This window comes from Microcoleus sp. B7-D4, assembly GCF_036705125.1.
Classification (GTDB): domain Bacteria; phylum Cyanobacteriota; class Cyanobacteriia; order Cyanobacteriales; family Microcoleaceae; genus Microcoleus.
Genome location: NZ_JAUBTT010000064.1, coordinates 29,392 through 51,509, shown reverse-complemented (window position 1 = coordinate 51,509; position 22,118 = coordinate 29,392). Strand labels below are relative to the sequence as shown.

Below are 22,118 nucleotides of genomic sequence, written 5' to 3'. Positions count from 1 at the left end.
CGTCCAAAAAGGACGGGCGGGACGCCCATCCCACAATAACAATTAAAATTGTAAGTTATTTAATTCGCGATCCTAAGATATAGTAACAAATAAACACGGAAAAGTTGAGAAGATTTTTCATCGCCGAGAACGGTAACAGAATTTGCGTGAAGCGAAGCTATCCCGCAGGGAATTGCCCTTCCCGCGCGCTGCCTTCCCCTTAACGATAATTAGGGACTTAGGCAAAGCCTAAATCCCTAATTGAGCTACCGATTTTTGGCGATGACTGAAAGTGGTATCGTTTCCGGTTGCATCCGAATAATAAAATCGAGTAAACAGTCAACACTCAACCATTCAGTTTTTCAACACCCAGTCAACAGTCAACAGTCAACAGTCAACAATCATTTCGCTCGTACAACCGGAATAAATATTAATCCAACCCGTCATTAGTGCGGTAACTTGCTGAGGGCGTGCCAAGTTCTGTAGCCGACAATTCCATCTTGCGGTAAAGCCTTGCTCAGTTGCAATTGTCGCACGGCTACATCTGTCATCGGCCCGAAGAATCCGTCAATGAAGCCGAAATAGTATCCATTGATTTTCAAGACATTCTGAACAATTTTAACAGCATTACCAGAACTGCCCTTCATGACGATCGGCATATTCACAGGTGCACCAGAGTATAGTGCTTCCCAAGTGATAGGGCCGACAATCCCATCTTCTTTTAAAAAGACGCGGTGTTGATAGCCTTTGACGGCGTTTTGAACTTGGACGCCGAAGATACCGTCAATGGCGCCAAAATAATATGCCCAATGATATAGAAGCTGTTGTAGTTCCTTGACAGCTTGACCTGTTGAACCCATTTGTAAAGTGGGTTTGTTTACTCCAGTGGTTGCAGCAAATGCAAGACTTGATTGAGCAGTAGTATCGGCGACGAGAGCCATAGTTTCATTGTTCAAGCTTCTTTCTTCGGTGTACATAATGTGGTTCCTCTCAACATTTAAGTTTTTGTCTTTGATATTTCAGGTATAACTGGTGGGATTTGTGGATGCACAGTCACTTTTTAGAGTGTCACTCATGTGAGTGTCACTCGTTTGAGTTACCCGTTGGTTTGTCGTAACTGAGATCTTGCAGCATTCTCAATTAGCCGTAGGGGCGGGTTCGCCAACAGCCTTAAAGCTTGCAAATAGGTTCTATAAACCCGCCCGACCCCACGAAAAATCCTCTTATTGATATTGCTCCAAGATGTCAGTCGTAAGGAATGCAAGTTGTAATATCTTTATGAGGACTTCCGTTGTCAATACAAACCAAGGGCTAAGGTGCGCGGTGCACACCTACCCAATACAAAGATGCGGGGTACGCACTCTACCAACTCATGTTGATTGTTTACTCAGCAAATTCTCGCAAAGCTGGAATTAAATACTGTGTCAAAGTAAAGGCATCTACTCCTAATTCCGTCCGATCTTTGGCAGCCATGATTCCGGCTTGAGCGTGCCACCAAGCTGCTGTTGCAGCAACTGATTTGGGGGGGGATTTGCGGGCGATCGCACTTGCTAATAGTCCCCCTAACAAGCCTGTGAGAACGTCGCCGCTGCCGCCTCTGGCGAGGGCAGGGGTGCTTTCGGGATTGAGGTAGGTGATGGTACGTGAAACGTAGCTATCCCGTAGGGAATCGCCCTCATCCTTCCAACTTATGCAAACTTTGGCTCCTTTGAGCAATATCGTTGCGCCGCAAAGCTGAGCCGCTGCTTGAGTTGCGGCAATTCGATCATCGCCGGTTTGCTCGCCTAATTCGGGAAATAAACGCTTGAATTCGCCCGGATGAGGCGTGATAATTGTCAGTGCACAGCGTTCGGACAAAATCGGGACTGTGCCGAGTTGAGCGAGGATATTTAAACCGTCAGCATCTAAAACCAGAGGTCGATCGCTCTCCAGTACAGATTCTACAGCTATTGCCGCTTCCAATGTCAGACCTGGCCCTGCGGCGATCGCATCATAGGTGTCCAAATCAATTGCTATTGGCAATTGGCTAATTGCACCGCTTTGGGTTTCGGGACATCCTATAACTAATGCCTCTGGTAACTGGCTGCTCAACATCGATTTAATCGACTCAGGAACAGCAATTGACAGCATTCCGATGCCGCTAGCTCTTGCTCCCAATGCTGCCAAAATTGCGGCTCCGCTGTAGCGGCGGGAACCTGCAATAATTAGTAAGTGACCATTGGTGTATTTGTGCGAAATTGGCGATCGGGGTAACGGCAAATTCTGAGTTGCCGATGCTTTTGTAATGCGTTGTATTGCTGGCGTTTCGCCCAATATTGCTGCAATATCTGGTGCGGGAATATCAAAATCAATTAATTCGGAACTTCCGATATATTCTAACGCTCTATCTTGCAGAAATGCCCTTTTCCACAAACCCAAACATAATGTATGTTTTGCCCTAATTGCCGTTCCCAAAACTTCTCCGGTATCAGTATGAATTCCCGATGGAATGTCTATACTTAAAAGGGGGATATTTAAATTATTTATTTCGTCAATAGCGGCGGCTGTGGAATTAGTAATTTCTCGTTCTAATCCAAATCCAAATAAACCATCTACGAGCAAGTCGCAGTTTGTCAGCAGTTCAATTTTATCAACAAATGGAATATTTAAAGAACGCGCATAATCAGCGTGACTTTTCGTGAGTTCTTTAAGTTTGGAAAACGGGCAGTAAATAACTACTTGGAACCCTTGAAAGTGCAATTCGCGGGCAACAACCAAAGCATCGCCGCCGTTGTGTCCGGGCCCAACCAATACGCCGATAACGGGCAATTGAGAATTAACAATATTTTTCCCTTCTTCCCTTTTCCTTCTATCCGTTAAATCCCGTACACTGCTAGTTGCCGAACTTCCTTCCGCTTTCAAAAGCTCCTGAATGCGTCTAGCAATCAGTCCCGCGACTTTTTCCATTAAAGCTGCGACTGGCATTCCCGCAGCAAAGATTCTCGTTTCTATTTGCCGCATTTGGTCGGCGGTGACAACAAATTTTTGAATGGTCATATTAATGCTAAAATTTCAGCTAACAGCAGCAGTGGCAAGTTGTAGTATACTTGTGGTATAATAAATTAGCTCGATCGAACTAACTCACAGTAAAATAGCAATTTCTCTCAGAATCATGAACAAGATTGTTGTAGGCCTCTCCGGCGGGGTCGATAGTTCCGCAGCAGCCGCAATTTTACACCATCAGGGATATGAAGTGGTGGGTTTAACGCTGTGGTTGATGAAGGGCAAAGGTCAGTGCTGCTCTGAGGGAATGGTCGATGCAGCTAAAATTTGCGAAGATTTGGGCGTTCCCCACCACATTGTTGACAGCCGCGAGGTCTTTCAGGCAAGTATTGTCGATTATTTGGTGGAGGGTTACAGTGCAGGAATTACGCCTCTGCCTTGTTCGCAGTGCAATAAAACTGTGAAGTTCGGGCCAATGCTTAAGTATGCTCGCGAAGAACTCGGAATTGAAAAAATCGCTACAGGGCACTACGCTCGGATTACTTACGATGCTGCTACGGGTCGCTATCAGTTGCTGCGGGCGATCGACCCTGCGAAAGATCAGTCTTATTTCCTGTACGATCTAACACAGGATTTGTTGGCGGGTACGGAATTTCCTTTGGGGGAAATTACCAAGACAGAAACTCGCAAAATTGCGGCGGAATTTGGCTTGACAACTGCTGATAAGCCGGAAAGTCAGGATTTGTGCTTGGTGGAAAGTAACGGTTCGATGCGGGCTTTTCTGGATAAGTACATTGCGCCACAAAAGGGTGACATCGTGGACAAGTCAGGGCGGGTACTCGGACAGCATGACGGCGTGCACCACTACACCATCGGCCAACGGAAGGGACTCGGAATTGCTGCGCCCGAACCGCTGTATGTGATTGAACTTGATGCTGCTGGTAATCGGGTAGTTGTGGGCGATCGCCAGTTGGCAGTAGAATCTGAATGTACAGTCCAGAAAGTGAATTGGGTTTCTGTGGCTGCGCCGACGGCTCCGATTCGGGCTCAGGTACAGATTCGATATCGATCGCAACCCGTCCCGGCTACAATTATTCCTGTAGAATCCTCCCAACCAGAGGAAAAAGTCGGCGGTACAAGAGTTAAGTTGATTTTTGACGAACCGCAGTTGAGTATTACCCCCGGACAAGCGGCTGTCTGGTATGACGGCGATGTGCTATTGGGCGGCGGCATCATAGAAAGAAACCAACTCCCAAATTAAAGCAAGGGGCGGGCTAGCAGCAACGGCCCACAAGAAACCACCCACAAAAAAACTCTTTGTGGAACAGGCATCTTGCCTGTTCCCAGAAGCCGACAAGAAGCCTCCCACAAGAAAATTCACTCTTTGTGGAACAGGCCGGAAAGCCTGTTCCCAGAAGCCGACAAGAAACCTCCCACAAAAAAACTCACTCTTTGTGGAACAGGCCGGAAAGCCTGTTCCCAGAAGCCGACAAGAAACCTCCCACAAGAAAATTCACTCTGTGTGGAACAGGCCGGAAAGCCTGTTCCCAGAAGCCCACCAGAAACCACCCACAAAAAAACTCACTCTTTGTGGAACAGGCATCTTGCCTGTTTGTGAGCCCCACCCACAAAAAAATTCACTCTTTGTGGAACAGGCATCTTGCCTGTTCCAAAAGGAAACTTATATTTCATTTCACAGGGTACATTTACCTAGCTAACTTTTTTTCCAAACGCAAGATATTTCCCCTAGCATTAGTACGGTACACCCAAGTTTGCCTACCATCAGAAACCACAACCCGCCAACCTTCAACAATCATTTGACCGCAAATTTCATCCGCTTTCGAGAGTCCTAAACAAGTATTCGGCCAACTTTGTTCGCTCGATTCAGTTACTTTCAACTTGTCAGCAGCAATGCCAGTGGAGTCCGACAACTCTCGGCGAACTGCTGCTGCTACGGTTGCGGGCAATTTGTTCGGGGGATTTGGGGGAGTCGTCTCCGCCAAATTTCCCGGTTCGGAAATTAGAGTATTGAGTGCCAATACCGAATAGCTGATTTTTTGGGGCACCGCTGCTGAGGAAAATTGCTGCGCGGTTTGCGGCGGTTGCCTTTCCAACTGAGCAAGGGAATCTTTGAGAGCGCCCGCGTTAGCTGCTGCGGTGTGTCTTAGCGCCGGATACATTTCCCATACCAGAATTCCTGTCAGCACCAAAGCCAAGATTACAGGATTGGGCTGCTTTTGGTCTCGGTTTTTATTTATTTGAAATTTATTTGTGGAGATTCTTTTCATCATACGCCCTCTGCCTCACTTTACACAATGCGCGATCGCTCCTGAACACTCAACTGCAGATACTGATTTAGACACTATTGCTGGTGCTATTGGTTCCTTTGTGCAGAACCGACTTGACTGCTGGTGCGTGCGGCGCAAGTATTTCCTACTCGCTGCCGGCTGTTGTGTTTCAGGAAACTTGCACTACCCAGTTATTACTTAATTTTTACTTTTTGTCTCCGGGTATTAAGAAAAATTTATGCTTAAGTAAATATTCTTAAAAGCCTCTCATCTTGCGCCCGCATCTCAGTACAAATTACTATTCTGCGTCCCAAAACTGCTAAACGTGTTTTAGACTGGGGGAAGCGAGCTGAGCCAAGGATATCACAGGGATGCCTCAAATTGGGTTGCAACAGGACGAAAACGCATTAGAAATTAAATCAGCTATCGCTGATTAATTATATTAGCGTTGTGGTTTTCTAGAGCGATCGTCCCCGAAACTACTAAAAAAGTAGCGATCGCTACTTTTTTAGTAGAATATTGTTGAAATCTATCGATTATGAACAGAAAATCTCTGGGAATCCATTTAATGAATCGGCTGAGCTATCCTCAAAAATTTACCTTAATCGGTTTTCTATTTGCAATACCGTTAACCTTGGTCATGTACCTGCTGATTTCCGAAATTAACAGCAGGGTTGATTTTTCCCAAAAAGAAATCTACGGTAATCAATACCTGCGCCCACTGCGCCAGTTGAGGGAATACCTACCTAAACTTCAACTCTTAAATTATCAGCCTTTAAATACAAACTTCAGCCTACCAGATACGAGAGCCGATTTAGAAGCTAAGATGGACGCAAACTTTCAATTCCTGGCTAATACAGATCGCCAGCTTGGAAACATATTAATGTCCAGTGAAAAATTTTATACTATTTATCAAGATTGGCAAAACTTCAAACTTCGCCGCAGCCAGTGGAGTTTAGAAACTTACGATTTGGTATATCAACGTTTAGCTGCCGACATTAATAGACTGAGCGCTCACGTCGGCGATACTTCTAATCTAATTTTAGACCCCGATCTAGATACCTATTATCTGATGGATGCTACCTTACTGAAGATTCCAGAAATCCAAAAAATCTTGTCAGAGATTAGGCTTATTTCTCAAAAAAACAGCTTGCGTTCCTATGCCACACCTAAAGAAAGAGCGAAACTGATTACTTGGGCAGGCAAGTTGAGAGAACTTAATCAGGATTTAGCAATCAATATGGAGGTAGGAGCTAGCAATAATCCTCACGGGAATCTGCGACAGAAATTAAGCGAGGATGTGACCAAATTCAACTCCGTAGTAGAGCAGCTAACTGGGCAAATAGATAAACTGATTTATCCCACAGCCTTAGTGGAATATTATGCCTATCTCGATGGCAGCGATAGAGTTATGAATTCGAGTTTTGAACTGTGGGACGAAACTATCAAGGAATTAGACTTTCTCCTGCAAAAACGCATTGATAGTTTTGTTGCTAAGAAACGCATAATTTCTATTGTTGTGTTAATAACCTTAGCCATAGTTATTTATTTATTTGTAAGTTTTTACAGAAGCGTTATGCAAACTGTATTTGTCCTTGACGAAGCTGCAAAAAAGATGGCAAACGGCAATCTTGACCACAAAATTATTTTGGATAACAGAGATGAACTCGGGCAAGTTGTGGGTGCGTTTAACAAGATTGCCGATGCCTTAGTTGGTGCAAATCAAAAAATTACTGTTCTCAACGATCGCCTAAAAGCTGAAAATATGCGAATGAGCGCCGAACTAGACGTTACTCGCAAGATTCAGCAGATGCTGCTGCCCAAAGACCGAGAGCTCAACGAAGTTATCGGCTTAGATATTGCGGGATTTATGGAAGCTGCTGAGGAAGTAGGCGGCGACTATTACGACGTACTCCAGCACAAAGGTAGAGTAAAAATCGGCATTGGGGATGTGACGGGACACGGATTGGAGAGCGGGGTTTTAATGATTATGGTTCAAACGGCAGTGCGAACCTTGCTCGCCTACAATGAACCAGACCCAGTAAGATTTTTAAGTGCTATTAACAGTGTAATTTACGATAATGTGCAGCGCATGAAATCCGATAAAAACGCCAGCCTTGCTTTGCTAGACTATGAGGAGGGGATGCTGAAATTGAGTGGCCAGCATGAAGAAATGATTGTTGTGCGGTGTAACGGTTCTGTCGAGCGGTTTGATACGATCGATTTGGGTTTCCCGATCGGGCTGGATGTAGATATTGCTGAATTTGTTGCTGAGAAAATTGTGCATTTGCGTTCAGGAGATGTGGTTGTGCTGTACACTGACGGGATTACGGAAGCTAAAAATATGGATAAAGTGCTTTATGGTTTAGATAGGCTAATTGAGGTAATAGAGATTAATTGGCAGCGTTCGGCTGCGGAAATCAGGCACGCTGTAATTAAGGACGTGCGATCGCACATCGGCGAACAAAAAGTTTTTGATGACATCACATTGCTGGTACTCAAACAAAAATAACTACTTGCATATCCCTTCTAAAGTTTAAAATATATTCAGTGATGCCCCTCATCTCAAACTTTAGCTCTCACCTCGGTATGACTCAGATTTTCGGCGATTTCATCGAGCAGCCCGCTAGCCAAGAATACTTAATAATTGGATTTTCTCCGAGTTCGGTTCCTCTGAAGCAGCGGTGGCGGAACAACGGTTTGTCGGCGGATTTTCTGGCTGACTACCTGACGACTTTTTTTCCGGGCAACCAAGATGAACCCTCGACAATTGAAAGACAAGCTGAAATAAAAAGCGCTGTTAGCTACATTGCCAACGAGTTATTGGAAAATGCCATGAAGTTTAATGATGAAACCTCAGAGTACCCGATCGATATTAAACTGCAATTAGAGAGCGACGGAGTGATTGTCTCAGTGGCTAACAGCATCTCTCCGCAAGCTGTGGACAAGTTTCAGGCTTATATTCAGGAGTTGCTGGCCTCGGAGCCAAGCGAACTTTACCTTCAGCGGTTGGAAAAAAATGCTGCTGACGACAACTGTACCAATTCTGGATTGGGTTTGTTGACCATGCTCACCGATTATACCGCCAAACTTGGCTGGAAATTCCAGACCGTGCACCAAGACCCGGAATTAATTGCGGTGACAACGATGGTGCAATTAACAGTTTGACATACCTCCTCGTCCTCAAGGAGCGAGGATTCCTTAACGCTTCACAGCAACGCGCTACCAAAGTAGTCTTACCGTCGCTCCACGTCCGTTTAGAGTCTCCCAATGCCCGCTAGGCGACTATGTTTCGTTTTACTCAAGCAAAAAGCTTGGTGTCTTCAGGGTTGCAGTTAAGCATTGCCCCTCCGAACTGTCTAGGTGCGCTCTCATCGTAGCTATTTCAACGCGTCTTGAGCCTGTAGACTTCTCTATTCTAGCTCAAAGCCCTCGTAGAACGACGGGGTTTTAGACCCATTTCTTTGATAAGCAACGCTAGCGATCGATAATATTTAAGGGACTTTTTTTTGTGGCTATGGAAATTAATACAGAAGATTACCAGATCTGTTACGATCCAGCAACGGCAACCGTGAGTTTGATTGGATCTCTAAGACTGAGCGGGCCTGCAGAGTACGCGCCGATAGCGCAGTTGCTGGCCCAGGTTGCCGACTTGGAACCGACGAAAATTATCCTCAATTTGCAGCAGTTAGAATTTTTGAACAGTTCTGGCATCAATATGCTATCGAAGTTTATTATCGAGATCCGCAAAACAGCCAGGGTGCAAATGGCGGTACAAGGCTCTCACAGCATAGCTTGGCACAGTAGATCTTTGAGGAATTTCCAGCGCCTGATGCCTGGTTTAGAGTTGGAATTTCTATAGAAACACGCTTACTTTTTGGGTGCGAGCTATTGAGCAATTTTTTGTTAGTCGAGGCGCAAATTCTAGAGTTATGCTGGAAGAACAACCATCTAGAGAACAGCTACTTTTAGAGATAGAAAGACTGCGCCAGCAAGTGGAAGACTTGAAGGAGGAAAAAGCGGATCTAGAAATCTTGCTGGAAACTACTGCTGAACATTCCGATACGGTTGAAACTGAGTTGCGCTCTCGCGCATTCGAGGCGGTGCGCGAAGGCGAAATCAAGCTGGCTCAATTTCTCGAAGCGATTCCGGTAGGCGTGGTAGTGCTCGATTCTCAAGGCAAACCTTACTACGTAAATCACGCGGGACACCAGTTGCTCGGTCAAGGAGTTTTGCCCTTAAATTCAGTTGAGGATTTGTCAGAAAGTTATCAAATTTATATGGCGGGAACTGAGACTATTTACCCTTTCGAGAATTTGCCTATCGTCCGAGCTTTGAGGGGCGAAAACGCGACGGCTGAGGATCTGGAAATTCATCGAGCCGACAAGAAAGTTCCCCTAGAGATTTGGGGAACGCCAATTTTCGACGAGGGTGGCAAAGTTGCTTTTGCGATCGCAGTTTTTCAAGATGTCACGGAACGCAAAGAAGCTGAAGCAGATCGCCAGTTATTTATTAAGAAACTATTTGACCTCAACCAAAATTTAGAAAAATCCCTGGATGCCGAATCAGACTTAACTGATGCCTACGGTAGATTTGTGCCGCACCAATTTCTAAATTTGTTGGGATATGAAAGTATTATAGATGTCCATTTAGGCGACCAAGTGCAGCAGGAAATGTCGGTGCTATTTTCGGATATTCGCGATTTCACGACGCTTTCCGAAACTATGACTCCCCAAGAAAATTTTAAATTTATCAATGCTTACCTTTCGCGGATGGAGCCTGCCATTACTAGCAATAACGGGTTTATTGACAAATACATCGGCGATGCAATTATGGCTTTGTTTAGTGACTTTGCAGATGATGCAGTGAAAGCGGGTATTGCAATGCTAAATACCCTCAAAAATTACAACGAATACCGTCTAGAGGTCGGCTACGTCCCGATCCGAATTGGCATTGGCATCAATTCGGGTTCTTTGATGCTGGGGACAGTCGGGGGGAAAAGCCGAATGGACAGCACTGTGATTAGCGATGCTGTTAATTTAGCATCTCGCATTGAAGGATTGACCAAAGATTACGGCGTACCTCTGTTAATTTCTCAGCAGACTTTAGAACGGTTGCGAAATCCGAACGATTATGCTATTAGGATTGTGGATAAAGTACAGGTTAAAGGAAAATCTCAATATGTCGTAGTCTATGAGGTATTTGATGCAGATATGCCGGAAATTATGTCGGCAAAGCTAGCAAATTTGCCTGTATATAATGAAGCTATGTTACTGTGCGATCGCAAGGAATTCCGAGAAGCGGGAAAATTATTTGAAGAGTGTTTGCGAACAAATCCCAGCGATCAGGTAGCTCGCATTTACCTGAAACGCTGTCGGGATTGGCGATCGCTCCTCAAAGGAATTTAAAGCAACTTAGTCTATTTTAGATTTAAGATTGACTTCATATAGACATCCTCGCATCATTTGTGAATTTCTTACTTTCTCAGAGCGGGTTCGGGGAAGGTTGGGGTGGGGTAAAAAATTTACGACTCCTGTAAGGATGGCTATATATCTTGAGAGAGATGACTGACCCCTAGCATCTGTCAAAGGTGTAAAATATAAATAGCTTTATACCTGTTACTTCTGAGGCTTCTCAAAATAGAACGGCTTAGGGCTCCAAAACCAGCGATCGGTAATTTGGTGCGAGAACGGCCGCAAGGGCTGAAGCTGTATCAGAAAAAGTTGGCGGATGAATTAGGGTTTAAAGCTGTAACGTGATTCTTGGACAAAGTTACCCATTGATGGAATTGTTGGGTAACTCTCTAGCAAGTCTCTCGATAACGTCACTAAGACTGCTTGCGGTAAGCTGAACTCGTTTTTCCTCTAGCCACTTAGTAGCAGTCTCGGTTAGGCTGAGGTTGACCTTACGCTTAGGCTCGCTGTAAATCTTTTTTCTAGGCATTTTCTTGTTCCGTATTAATTCCGCATACAATAAGAGTAAGGCAGAAATGAGGTAAAAGCAAATGTTACTTAGTTTCAAGACGGAATTAAAACCTAATAACAAACAGGTGACTAGATTTCGGCAGCATTGCGGAGTAGCAAGACACGCTTACAACTGGGCAAATTCAATCATCCTTGAAACATTGACACTCAGGAAGACGGATAAAACTATTAAGATCCCTTCTGCAATTGATCTACACAAGCGTTTAGTGGCAGAAGTCAAACATGAGCATCCCTGGTATTACGAATCTTCCAAAGCAAGCCCACAACAGGCTCTAACTGAATTGATAACAGCTTGGGATAGATGCTTCAAAAAGGTATCTAAACAACCTAGATTCAAAAAGAAAGGTGTATCGGGGGACTCCTTCTACCTAGAACAAGGAACCAAAGCAAAGCCAGGAATTAATAACGACGGCAAGCGTGTCAAGTTACCTAAGATTGGCTGGGTTAGGCTGCACGAACCATTACCAATTACGGCAGTTCACAACTGCGTAATCAGTCGAAAAGCTGACAGATGGTTCATTGCTTTTAAATACGAAATTGAGCAGCCCGCAACTCTACGTGACCGTCCTACTGTCGGAGTTGATATCGGCATCAAGCAGCTAGCTGTTTGTTCTAACGGCGAAGTCTTTGCCAACCCTAAAGCCTATCGTCGGATGAACCGTAAAATGAAACGTCTGCAACGGCGTGTCTGTGCGCGAGTCAAAGGGTCTAACAACCGCAAAAAGGCAATCGCTAAACAAGCCTTGCTGCACCTAAAAGTGTCAAACATCCGAAAAGATGCTATTCATAAGCTAACAACTTACCTCGCCAAAAACCACAGTGAGGTGAAGATTGAAGATTTGAATGTTAAGGCCTTTTTGAAGAACCACAAGTTAGCTGGTGCAATCGCCGACTGCGCCATGTACGAATTCAAGCGTCAACTTGAATATAAAACCGAAAAGTTTAACTCAAAATTGACGCTCATAGATCGATTCTTTCCTAGCAGTCAAATCTGTTCAAATTGCTGTAATCATCGGCATAAAATGCCATTAAGAGTCCGAGCCTTTGAATGTCCCAGTTGTGGAAATATTCAAGACCGTGACTTGAATGCGTCGAAAAATATAGAACGTTGGTTTGAAGGAATATTTATTCCAGAACGTTCAGAATTGGCGGTGAGTTCCACTCCCGTCAGCCTGCGGAGTAGACAAACCCGACAGCAGTCATGTTGTCGCTACTGTGAAACAGGAAGTTAACACCACAAGCACTCATGTCTAGCTATGTCAAGATTTGGGTAGCTATGGGTAAGTTTTTTAGAACGGATGACCTTTGCCACGATTAATCGTTGGGAAAATGGACAGGCTACGCCTTCTGGGTTGGCAGTCAAGCAAATTTAGATATTGCTGGATGAGTTGATAATTCGCCAGATGCAACGCTTCGCGAATGCAGTAAGGCGCTGCGAGCAAGATATTTTTCGGATAAGGAGTACAAACGGTGAGTTTAGAGGGAATCAACAGCATTTTCAGAGATATTCGACTACTTCCCTATGGTGTGGCGACCCTCTCCGTGGCTGTGGCACTGGCGCTAACCCGATCGCTTTTACCGTGGCTTTACCCAACCACGACGCCCCTGTTTTTCATCGCGGTGATAGTGAGTTCCTGGTATGGCAGTTTCGGGGCTGGGTTACTGGCAACAATTTTATCCACGCTGGCAATCAACTATTTTTTTATTGAGCCGTTCTATTCCTTACAGATAGTTAATGTAGAGACAATTGTTCGGCTGGGTATGTTTTCGATCGCGGCAGGATTCATCGCTGCACTCAATCTATCGTGGCGCACTGCTCTAAAAAACGCGAAAGCAGCCTTGCAAACTTTACAGGAGGCAATGGAACTAGAACAAAAGGCGCAGGGCGAAACCGCAGAAACTGCTGCGACTGCGGCAAAAGAACAGCTAGAAAGGGTACTTTCTACCATCAACGATGGGTTTTACATCCTCGATCGCGATTGGCGCTACACCTATGCCAACGATCGCTACTGTGAAATGGTTGGAATGTCGCGGTCAGCGATTCTGGGTGAGAACGTTTGGGAGTTATTTCCGGCAGCCGTTGACACCGAGGCTTACGTGCAGTTTCATCGGGCAATGCACGAACAAACGCCACTCCAGTTTGATTATCTCTACTCACCTTGGAACGGTTGGCATGACCATCGAATTTACCCTTCGCCCAGTGGACTGACCGTTTTGCTTGCCGACATTACCGATCGCAAGCAGGGGGAACTCCTCCTAATCGAGCAGAAACGACTGTTGGAGTCGATCGCATTCGGGCAGCCACTAGACGACTGTCTGGCAGCCGTGTGTGACTCAGTATCCAGGCTGAATCCGGGTACCCGCGCCTGCTTCCTGCTAGCCGATGCTCAGCGGCTGATGTTTAAGAGATCCATTACTCCAGACTTTTCACCGTCTTTTGGTGAAGGACTCAAGGATGCTCCGATTAACGATTTGTGCATTGGAACCTGCGGCGAAGCAGTGTATAGCGGTCAGCCCGTGACCTGCGCCGACATTGCCAACGACGATCGCTGGTCGCAAGCATGGCGAAATTTATGCGTGGCTCATGGCATTCTAGCCTGTCATTCTCAGCCCGTGTTCAGGCAGGACAATGTACCTATGGGGTCGCTGATGCTGTGCTTTAGCGAGGCGCGGATGCCCACTGATTGGCAACATAAACTCGCCGAGTTCGGCACCCAACTTGCCAGCATCGCCTTCGAGCGCGATCGATCGTTCCAGGCGTTGCGCGAGAGCGAAGAACAGCTCCGACTGGCTTCCGAAGGCGGCAATTTGGGTTTGTGGTATTGGGATATGGAAACTGACACGCTGAGTTTGACGGACATAGCCAAAGCGATGTTTGGTTTACCCGTCAATACCGCAATGTCCATGAAGGTGTTTTTAGAAGCGGTGCATCACGACGATCGCCCATTCGTTCACAGCGTCCTCACTGAGCTAAAAGCGAATCAACCGCATACTGAAATTGAGTATCGGACGCTGTGGGCAGATGGCACCGTTCGTTGGATTTTGGCAAAGGGCGATTGCGCCTACAACGCTGATGGCGTCAGAATTTCGATGCGCGGCGTATTAATCGACATCAGCGATCGCAAACAAGTCGAAGAAGCGTTGCGTCAAAGCGAAGAGCAGAGTCGCAACATTCTAGAAAGTATTGATGATGGATTCTTTTCCCTTGATGAGAATTGGCGTTTCACTTACGTGAATCGGTCAGCGGAAATTCTGCTAGACCGCACTCCGGGCGCTCTGATTGGGAAGAATTTGTGGGAAGAATTCCCAGGACTCAATGGCACCGAGTTTGAGCGGGTTCATCGGCGCGTGGCAAACGAGCGCGTGGCTTTTTCAGTCACGGCGTTTTATCCCGATCACGATCGGTGGTATGACGTTCGCACCTACCCTGCCGCGAACGGGATTACCATTTATTTCCGAAATGTTACCGATCGAAAACTGGCCGAGGAGGTATTGCAACAACGAGAAGCAGAACTTCGTTTAGTGACCAATGCCGTGCCTGCCTTGATTTCCTTTGTAGACTCAGACCAACGCTATCGCTTAAACAATCGAGCATATGAAGAATGGTTTGGACATCCGGCAGCGCAAATCTATGGCAAGCACCTTCAAGAGGTTTTAGGCGAAACTGCCTATGAAGGAATTCGTCCTTATGTTGAGCAAGTCTTGGCAGGAAAGGAAGTGACTTTTGAAACCCAAGTTACCTACAAAGATGGTGGAACCCGTTATATCAATGCGACCTATGTTCCCCGCTTCAATAGCCTGGGAAAAGTTGAAGGGTTTGTAACACTGGTCAACGATATCACCGATGGCAAACAAGCCGAAGCCACACTACGGGAGAGTGAGGCACGGTTCCGGCTGATGGCAGATGCCGCCCCGGTGCTGATTTGGATGTCGGGCACCGATAAACTCTGTTATTACTTCAACCTCCCGTGGCTAAACTTTACGGGACGGACGATCGAGCAAGAAAGGGGCAATGGTTGGACAGAAGGAGTCCACCCCGACGACTTCGATCGCTGTTTAGACACCTATGTGACTGCCTTTGATGCCCGTCAACCGTTCAAGATGGACTATCGCTTGAAACGCTGTGATGGCATATACCGTTGGATTATGGATGAAGCTGTTCCTCGCTACGGATTGGAAGGTGAGTTCTTGGGCTACATCGGCTCCTGTGTTGATATTGAAGACCACAAACAAGCTGAGGAAGCCCTACGCGAGAGTGAATCCCGCCTCCGTCTGATCATTGAAAGCGCCAAAGATTATGCCATCTTCACCCTCGACCTTAACGGCATCATTGCCAGTTGGAACTCAGGGGCAGAAAGGTTGTTGGGCTATACCGAGACAGAAGCAATTGGTTGCTCGAGTCGGATGATCTTCACACCCGAAGATAACGAACAAGGACAAGCCGAGTACCAGAGGCAAACGGCTCTACTGCAAGGACGGGCCGAAGACGAACGCTGGCACGTCCGCAAAGATGGGAATCGCTTTTGGGCCAGTGGATTGATGATGCCCCTGCTTAATGAAGCGGATTGTCTGCAGGGATTTGTCAAAATCATGCAGGACAAGACTGCACAACGGCAAGCAAGTGAGCGACTGCAATTGCTGTATGAAACTACCCGCGATCTGATGCAGACAGAACAGCCTCTGGCTTTGATGGACACGCTATTCCGCAAACTTGCAGTGCAACTCGATCTGCACTCTTACTACAACTTCATGGTGGAAGAAAAAGACAACCGCCGGATGCTGCATTTGACAAACTATGATGGCATCTCTGAAGAAAGGGCGCAGGCGATCGCATGGATCGATTTAGGGGAATATCTCTGTGGACTGGTTGCCCAAACGCAGCAGCAACTTGTCTTGAATCAAGCCGAACTCTCCACTCATCCGAATGGTAAAGCCGCCTATGAACTGGGCATCACGGCTTACGTGGGTCAACCGTTAATCGCTCAAGGACGGTTATTAGGAACGCTCTCCTTTGCCAGTCTGACTCGGACGGACTTCACGCCTGCTGAAATCGAGCTGCTGGGATCGACCTGTGACCAGATCGCGATCGCTCTGGAACGGGCAAATCTGAACGATTCACTGCAGCAGCAAGCGGAACAGCTAAAACAGGCAAATCGGATCAAGGATGAGTTTTTAGCGGTACTATCCCATGAGTTGCGATCGCCCCTCAATCCCATCCTGGGCTGGTCAAAGCTGCTGCAAACTGGCAAGCTGGATGCGGCCAAAACTGCACAGGCGTTAGCGACGATCGAACGCAATGCCAAGCTGCAAACTGAATTGATTGAAGATTTGCTTGATGTCTCGAAAATTCTCCAAGGCAAGCTCAGTCTGAATATTCGTCCAGTCGATTTAGCTTTAACTGTGGAATCGGCGATCGAAACTGTCAATTTGGCTGCTGTTGCCAAATCCATTGATATTCGGACTGTGTTAGATCCTCAGATCGGACAAATTTTGGGGGATTCGGGCCGTTTGCAGCAGATTGTCTGGAATCTTGTTTCCAATGCGGTCAAATTCACCTCCGCCGGGGGGCGCGTTGAGGTGAATTTGACTCGTGTTGGCAATCAGGCTCAAATTACGGTGGCGGATACAGGGATTGGCATCGCACCGGAGTTTTTACCCTACGTGTTTGACTACTTCCGCCAAAAAGATGGCGCTACAACCCGCAAGTTTGGTGGCTTGGGGTTGGGGCTGGCGATCGTGCGGCATCTAGTGGAACTGCACGGTGGCACCGTTGGGGCCCAGAGCCAGGGTGAAGGGTTAGGAGCTACCTTTACTGTAAGACTGCCCCTATCAGGGAAGGTAAGACAAGAAAACTCTCTTGCAGGACTTTCGGAACGATCGACTGCGGAGGAACCGTTATCCGGGATGCGGGTACTTGTGGTAGATGATGAGCCGGATATGCGAGAGTTGATTTCCTTTTTGCTAGAAGATGCAGGTGCAGAGGTACTGACTGTTGCTGTCCCTCAAGAAGCCCTCACGGCGTTGACTAATTTCCAGCCAGATGTCCTGGTGAGCGACATTGGAATGCCGGGGATGGATGGCTATATGCTGTTGCGGCAAGTGCGAGCCCTGCAGCCAGAACAAGGCGGGCTGATTCCCGCGATCGCCCTGACTGCCTATGCGGGCGAGGTTAATCAACAGCAAGCTTTGCAAGCTGGATTTCACCGACATCTGGCAAAGCCGATCGAACCGGATAAATTAATTAAAACGATCGTCGCACTTCTTAGCAAGAATACTCATGAGCCAGCAAGCTCTAAAAATTGATCAGAAGGAGTTCAAACCGATCGAACCTCACCAAGCTTTTAAGTTGCTCTGGTTAGGCAGCGATATTTGTATTATCTTCTGTCCGGTCGATTCCCTCCGCTTCGCTTCGACCGAAATCAGGTAGGGGCAGGTTCAACAACAATATCTGCGAATAATTGACAATCTCAAAAACCCGCCCGGCCGGGATATTATGGTCAATCGCTCGGACGTGATATTACAGGAGAATCTATCAATAAATCCGGTTTCTAGTCTAACAGTGCGTAAGTCCTGATAATATAATCAGTAATTTGGAGTGTCAAAAAAAGACGATGAGAATCAACAAGCAGCAGCCTAGAATACATATAAAACCTTCAGTGATTAAAGCGATAGCTCTGTTCTTTCTGTGCTGCTTGTTAACTGCAAGTTGTGGACAAAGAACACGTCCATCGGTCACTGCGAGCGGCGAAAATGCTAATAACCGCGTTACTATTGGCACAACTTTGAAATTGCGGACGATCGACCCTGCGGACGGTTACGAAACCTTATCTGGACAATTGCTACGCAATTTGGGCGACACTCTCTACGCCTACAAGTCGGGAACTACAGAGTTAATCCCCCACTTAGCGACAGCGATGCCAAAAGTTAGCCAAGACGGATTGACATATACAATCCCCTTGCGTCAAGGCGTTATTTTTCACGACGACACACCGTTTAACGCCGCCGCAATGGAATTTTCCTTGCAACGGTTTATCCAAAATGGCGGCAGTCCGGCTTTGTTGTTGAGCGATGCAGTAGAATCGGTGAAAGCGACGGGCGAATACGAATTAACTTTTCAACTCAAAAAGCCTTTTGCTGCTTTTCCTTCCCTGTTGACATTTTCGGGTATGTGTGCAGTTTCTCCGAAAGCTTACGAGATTGGGCCCGGTAAATTTAAACCCGATACCTTTGTGGGAACTGGACGTTACAAGCTGGCGAAGTACGGCAGCGATTCTCTCAAGTTTGACGTGTTTGACAAGTATTGGGGGGAAAAGCCGGTTAATCAAGGAATTGACATTTTGCTGCTTTCTAGTTCGTCAAATTTGTTCAATACTTTTCAGACTGGTGCTGTTGATGTGGCTTATTTGTCTCTGGATGCAGACCAAGTTCGCAGCTTGGATGAGGGAGCAAAAAAAGGGAAATGGCAGGAAATCGCGGGGGAAAGCAGTACGGTTAATTACATGACGCTGAATATGCAGTCTAAACCGCTGGACAAGTTAGAAGTGAGACAGGCCATCGCAGCAGTGATGGATCGCCCGCTGATTAACGAGCGCGTACTGCTGGGACAAGCACAACCGCTTTACAGTCTGATTCCTACAACCTTGGACGTTCAAAAACCGGTTTTCAAAGAACTGTACGGCGACGCCAACACGGCCAAAGCCAAGGAACTTTTAACGAAAGCGGGATACTCGGCCACAAATCCTTTTGTTCTGCAAATTTGGCATGCTTCGGCTTCAAGAAAAAGAGCTTTAGTCGCCAGTACGATCGAGGCGCAAACTAAACTCAAAATGGACGGGATAATGCAGGTAGAAATTAACAGCGTTGAATCTCCGACTTTGTTTCAAAACATAGAGAAGGGCATTTATCCAGCGGTTTTAGTGGATTGGTCCGCCGACTTTTTTGACGCTGACAATTACATTCAGCCGTTTTTAGATTGTGCCACAGGTTCGGAGGCTGGGGGCTGCTCCAAGGGTGCAAGTCAAAGTCAGGGATCGTTTTATTATAACGATCGGGTAAATCAACTGATCGACAAGCAGCGCAAAGAAACAAACCCTGAAACCCGCAAAGCCCTATTTGCCGAAATTCAAGACATACTGGGTAAAGATGTACCTTTCATCCCTCTTTGGCAGGATAAGGACTATACGTTTGCTCAGAACAGCATTACCGGCGTCCGTCTCGAACCGACGCAATCTTTTCCTTTTTGGTTCCTGAAAAAGCAATAATTCGTTACAATAATTTGGGGGAGTTGAAACGTCAATAATTATTGCATATTTTGTGCACAACAGGGTGATGATTGTCACAGTTTATCAAAGAGACTGATCACCCGACCCTCTTTAATAATGTGGGATATTATTAAGAGAGAGATATTGCTGAGGGTGGGTATATGAAACTTGGAATTTTAACAACAACAGGGCTGCTGATTGCGATCGGTTGTGCCTCGGGAGTAAAGGCAGAAAACGTATCACACGTCAAACAATTATTAGAAACTAAAAAATGTACCCAATGTGACTTGACAGGAGCGGAGCTTGCTGGTATTGATTTGACGGGCGCAGATTTGAGCGGTGCGAATCTGAGCGGTGCAAATTTGAACGGTGCAAATTTGAACGAAGCCAAACTGAATGAAGCAAATCTGAAACAAGCTAAATTGCAAGGTGCGAGTTTAATTGCGGCTAAAATGCACGGGGCTAATTTGGAGGGTGCTGATTTGAGCCGCGCTAATCTGAGTTTGGCTGGTTTAGTGATTGCGAGTTTGAAAAATAGCAACCTCACCAGCGCTAATTTAATCGGCGCTAATTTAGAAAGCGCCAATTTGGCAGGTGCAAACTTGAGAAATGCTCGCCAGTCTTTAGCGAATTTATCTAATGTCAGCCTCAGAGGTGGCAGTTTGTCGGGAATAGACGTACAGGGAGTCAACTTGCGGGATGCAAATTTGACCAATGCAAATTTGAACGGTGCAAATTTGAACGGTTCGGACTTGACAGGTGCTAATTTAAAGAATGCCAATATGGCAAATGTAGATTTGAAAAACGCTTCTTTGCCGTAGGACGATCGCCAATTGCTATATCAAATTCTGGTGCTTAACAAAGTTAATATAATAAGGTAGGGGCAATTCTGAAATTGCCCCTACAGTTTTAATGGTAGGATTTATATCATGTCCGGTCGATTACCCTTCATCAGGTAGGGGCGGGTTCACTAACAATATCTGCCAATAATTGACAATCTCAAAAACCCGCCCGGCCGGGATATTATGGTCAATCGAGCGGACATGATATTATCTGGTTTCCTGTCGCTGCGTAGGTCAATCGATTTTAGATTTTAGATTTTAGATTTTAGATTAAAGCATTGACTTGCGCGAGATGAATCCGGGGGCTTGTATCCTGGATGCTTTCGGTCATTGTTCGGTGTGCGAAGCTTTTCCCCGGTGTCTGCGATTGCTTCATATTTGGGGTTCTAGGATCAATCTTGCTCGTGAGCATCTTGGGCGAAGCGGATAATGTCATCATCGCCGAGGTATTCACCATTTTGGATTTCAATCATCACCAAGGGAATAACGCCTGGATTTTCTACGCGGTGAGCAGTATTCATGGGAACGTAGGTTGACTGTTTCTGCATGAGAATCGTCTCTTTGTCGTCGCAGATAACTTTAGCGGTACCGGAGACGACAACCCAGTGCTCGCTGCGGTGATAGTGCATTTGGGTGCTGATGTGATGCCCCGGCTTGACTTCAATGCGATTGATCTTATAACGATCGCCCGCGTCTATGACTGTAACTTGACCCCAGTAGCGGGTTTGTGTACGATCGTCAATTTTTTCGATTGTGTCCACTGTTTCCACCATCCTGTTTATCTCGCCAACGGTGTCTGTAAAAATATCTGTAGTTAAAAGTATAGCAGGGACAGGGTCAGGGCGATCGATTTAAAGATTACTGAATTAGTCGCCACTCGCGAGCATCAACAAATTGCGACAAATGCCCCACATTTGTTGTAGCAATTACCACATCATTGCCTTCACTTGCCTCCAATATTGCTTGAGCCGCCAAAATCACATCCCCGTCAAGTGCATTAGGTTCGGCTGTTGGTCTTCCTCTCCTTCTCGCGTCAGCCCACAACTGAGTGGCTAAAAGCATTACCTCTGTAGTCAAAGGACGGTATGTAAGTTGTAATTTCAATTCATCAAGCCGTTGAATACCTGCTAATTTACCTGCGCGGATCAACTCCCGTCGCACTTCGTAGTCAGCAATTTCAGGCAGAATTATTATTTCGCCCCTCCGCATTAAAGAGTTTAGCCAAACTTTGCACTCTTGAATTTCAGCAGAGGATGCTTTAGGGTTTGTTACCATTCCTAATGGGCCAGAGTCGAGAATTATTACTCTACTCATGGGAATAATGGCCGATTAGAAAGGCGGTCTTCATCTAAAGCTTTACGGAGATATTCAGCGGTTTCTGTTTGTTCTTGTTCATCTCCCTCCTCAATCCATGAATTGATTAATTCAATTGCACCTTTATTTCTTTGTATCCGTTCCTCCAGCGACAGTTTAGTAATGTCTATTTTCTCAGATGTCTGGGGAGGCTCGGACAATACGGGCTTTACTGTCACCGTTTCCAGAAATAAGCGCATCATCTGAAGTAAGTTTGGCCAATATTCTCTGGGAGTTTGCTGAATTACGCGGAGGAATTCCGCGATCGGCTGGCTTAATGGGCGATCGCTTTCTTTGTCTTCAACCGTAGGAGTTTCGGGCGCTGATTCTACTGTCCCTTGGCTTTCGCTGCTTAAAACTTGTTCGGACATAATTACTTTTTTCCTTTCTCTCATTTACTCATATTATAAACAAAGGGCGGGCAATTGC

17 protein-coding genes are annotated in these 22,118 nt (G+C 46.2%); 10 read left to right on the top strand and 7 right to left on the bottom strand.

Going from position 1 to position 22,118, the window contains the following annotated elements:
- Positions 1–425 precede the first annotated feature (425 nt).
- Together QUB12_RS24125 and QUB12_RS24120 are read right to left on the bottom strand one after the other, a co-directional pair.
- Positions 426–956: a peptidoglycan-binding protein gene (locus QUB12_RS24125; RefSeq protein ID WP_333308674.1), complete on the bottom strand. Its 531-nt coding sequence runs from the start codon at positions 954–956 to the stop codon at positions 426–428.
- 406 nt (positions 957–1,362) lie between these two features.
- On the bottom strand, positions 1,363–3,015 hold the full coding sequence (locus tag QUB12_RS24120; RefSeq protein ID WP_333308672.1) for an NAD(P)H-hydrate dehydratase: 1,653 nt from the start codon (positions 3,013–3,015) through the stop codon (positions 1,363–1,365).
- Between the two features lie 115 nt (positions 3,016–3,130).
- Between QUB12_RS24120 and mnmA the strand changes: the two genes are divergently transcribed.
- Together mnmA and QUB12_RS24110 are read left to right on the top strand one after the other, a co-directional pair.
- Positions 3,131–4,222, top strand: a complete 1,092-nt coding sequence (mnmA, locus tag QUB12_RS24115) for a tRNA 2-thiouridine(34) synthase MnmA (protein ID WP_333308670.1) — start codon at positions 3,131–3,133, stop codon at positions 4,220–4,222.
- 72 nt (positions 4,223–4,294) lie between these two features.
- A complete protein-coding gene (locus tag QUB12_RS24110; RefSeq protein ID WP_333308668.1) occupies positions 4,295–4,579 on the top strand; it encodes a hypothetical protein in 285 nt (94 codons plus the stop codon).
- Between the two features lie 88 nt (positions 4,580–4,667).
- On the opposite strand, the gene QUB12_RS24105 is transcribed toward QUB12_RS24110, so the two are convergent.
- Complete coding sequence (locus QUB12_RS24105; protein WP_333308666.1) at positions 4,668–5,252, bottom strand: hypothetical protein; 585 nt, start codon at positions 5,250–5,252, stop codon at positions 4,668–4,670.
- Positions 5,253–5,787: 535 nt separating this feature from the next.
- On the opposite strand from QUB12_RS24105, the gene QUB12_RS24100 reads away from it, so the two are divergent.
- The 4 genes from QUB12_RS24100 to QUB12_RS24085 all read left to right on the top strand — a co-directional run bounded on the left by QUB12_RS24100 (position 5,788) and on the right by QUB12_RS24085 (position 10,657).
- Positions 5,788–7,761 (top strand): SpoIIE family protein phosphatase, encoded by a 1,974-nt coding sequence (locus QUB12_RS24100; protein WP_333308664.1) that lies wholly within the window; start codon positions 5,788–5,790, stop codon positions 7,759–7,761.
- Between the two features lie 77 nt (positions 7,762–7,838).
- Positions 7,839–8,417 carry a DUF6272 family protein gene (locus QUB12_RS24095; RefSeq protein WP_333143001.1) on the top strand — a complete coding sequence of 193 codons (579 nt, stop codon included), beginning with the start codon at positions 7,839–7,841 and terminating at the stop codon, positions 8,415–8,417.
- 349 nt (positions 8,418–8,766) lie between these two features.
- The gene (locus QUB12_RS24090; protein ID WP_333308680.1) at positions 8,767–9,111 is read left to right on the top strand and encodes a slr1659 superfamily regulator; all 345 of its coding nucleotides are present in this window, start codon (positions 8,767–8,769) and stop codon (positions 9,109–9,111) included.
- Positions 9,112–9,181: 70 nt separating this feature from the next.
- Entirely contained in the window at positions 9,182–10,657 is a 1,476-nt protein-coding gene (locus QUB12_RS24085; protein ID WP_333308662.1) for an adenylate/guanylate cyclase domain-containing protein, read from the top strand.
- Between the two features lie 364 nt (positions 10,658–11,021).
- Here the strand turns inward: QUB12_RS24085 and QUB12_RS24080 are convergent, their stop codons facing one another.
- Positions 11,022–11,192 carry a hypothetical protein gene (locus QUB12_RS24080; RefSeq protein ID WP_333291488.1) on the bottom strand — a complete coding sequence of 57 codons (171 nt, stop codon included), beginning with the start codon at positions 11,190–11,192 and terminating at the stop codon, positions 11,022–11,024.
- Between the two features lie 61 nt (positions 11,193–11,253).
- Here QUB12_RS24080 and QUB12_RS24075 point away from each other — a divergent pair, with 61 nt between their 5' ends.
- From QUB12_RS24075 to QUB12_RS24060, 4 genes are all read left to right on the top strand, one after another.
- On the top strand, positions 11,254–12,465 hold the full coding sequence (locus tag QUB12_RS24075; RefSeq protein WP_333308660.1) for an RNA-guided endonuclease TnpB family protein: 1,212 nt from the start codon (positions 11,254–11,256) through the stop codon (positions 12,463–12,465).
- Between the two features lie 238 nt (positions 12,466–12,703).
- On the top strand, positions 12,704–17,536 hold the full coding sequence (locus QUB12_RS24070; RefSeq protein ID WP_333308658.1) for a PAS domain S-box protein: 4,833 nt from the start codon (positions 12,704–12,706) through the stop codon (positions 17,534–17,536).
- Between the two features lie 308 nt (positions 17,537–17,844).
- The gene (locus QUB12_RS24065) at positions 17,845–19,494 is read left to right on the top strand and encodes an ABC transporter substrate-binding protein (RefSeq protein ID WP_333142997.1); all 1,650 of its coding nucleotides are present in this window, start codon (positions 17,845–17,847) and stop codon (positions 19,492–19,494) included.
- A 161-nt stretch (positions 19,495–19,655) separates the two neighbouring features.
- Positions 19,656–20,315: a pentapeptide repeat-containing protein gene (locus QUB12_RS24060; protein ID WP_333142996.1), complete on the top strand. Its 660-nt coding sequence runs from the start codon at positions 19,656–19,658 to the stop codon at positions 20,313–20,315.
- A gap of 413 nt (positions 20,316–20,728) precedes the next feature.
- Here the strand turns inward: QUB12_RS24060 and QUB12_RS24055 are convergent, their stop codons facing one another.
- From QUB12_RS24055 to QUB12_RS24045, 3 genes are all read right to left on the bottom strand, one after another.
- Positions 20,729–21,109, bottom strand: coding sequence for a cupin domain-containing protein (locus tag QUB12_RS24055; protein WP_445251431.1), 381 nt, complete (start codon positions 21,107–21,109; stop codon positions 20,729–20,731).
- Positions 21,110–21,194: 85 nt separating this feature from the next.
- Positions 21,195–21,650, bottom strand: coding sequence for a nucleic acid-binding protein (locus QUB12_RS24050; protein ID WP_333142995.1), 456 nt, complete (start codon positions 21,648–21,650; stop codon positions 21,195–21,197).
- Complete coding sequence (locus QUB12_RS24045; protein ID WP_333142994.1) at positions 21,647–22,060, bottom strand: hypothetical protein; 414 nt, start codon at positions 22,058–22,060, stop codon at positions 21,647–21,649. Before QUB12_RS24045 ends, QUB12_RS24050 begins: the two co-directional genes overlap by 4 nt.
- Between the last annotated feature and the right edge of the window lie 58 nt (positions 22,061–22,118).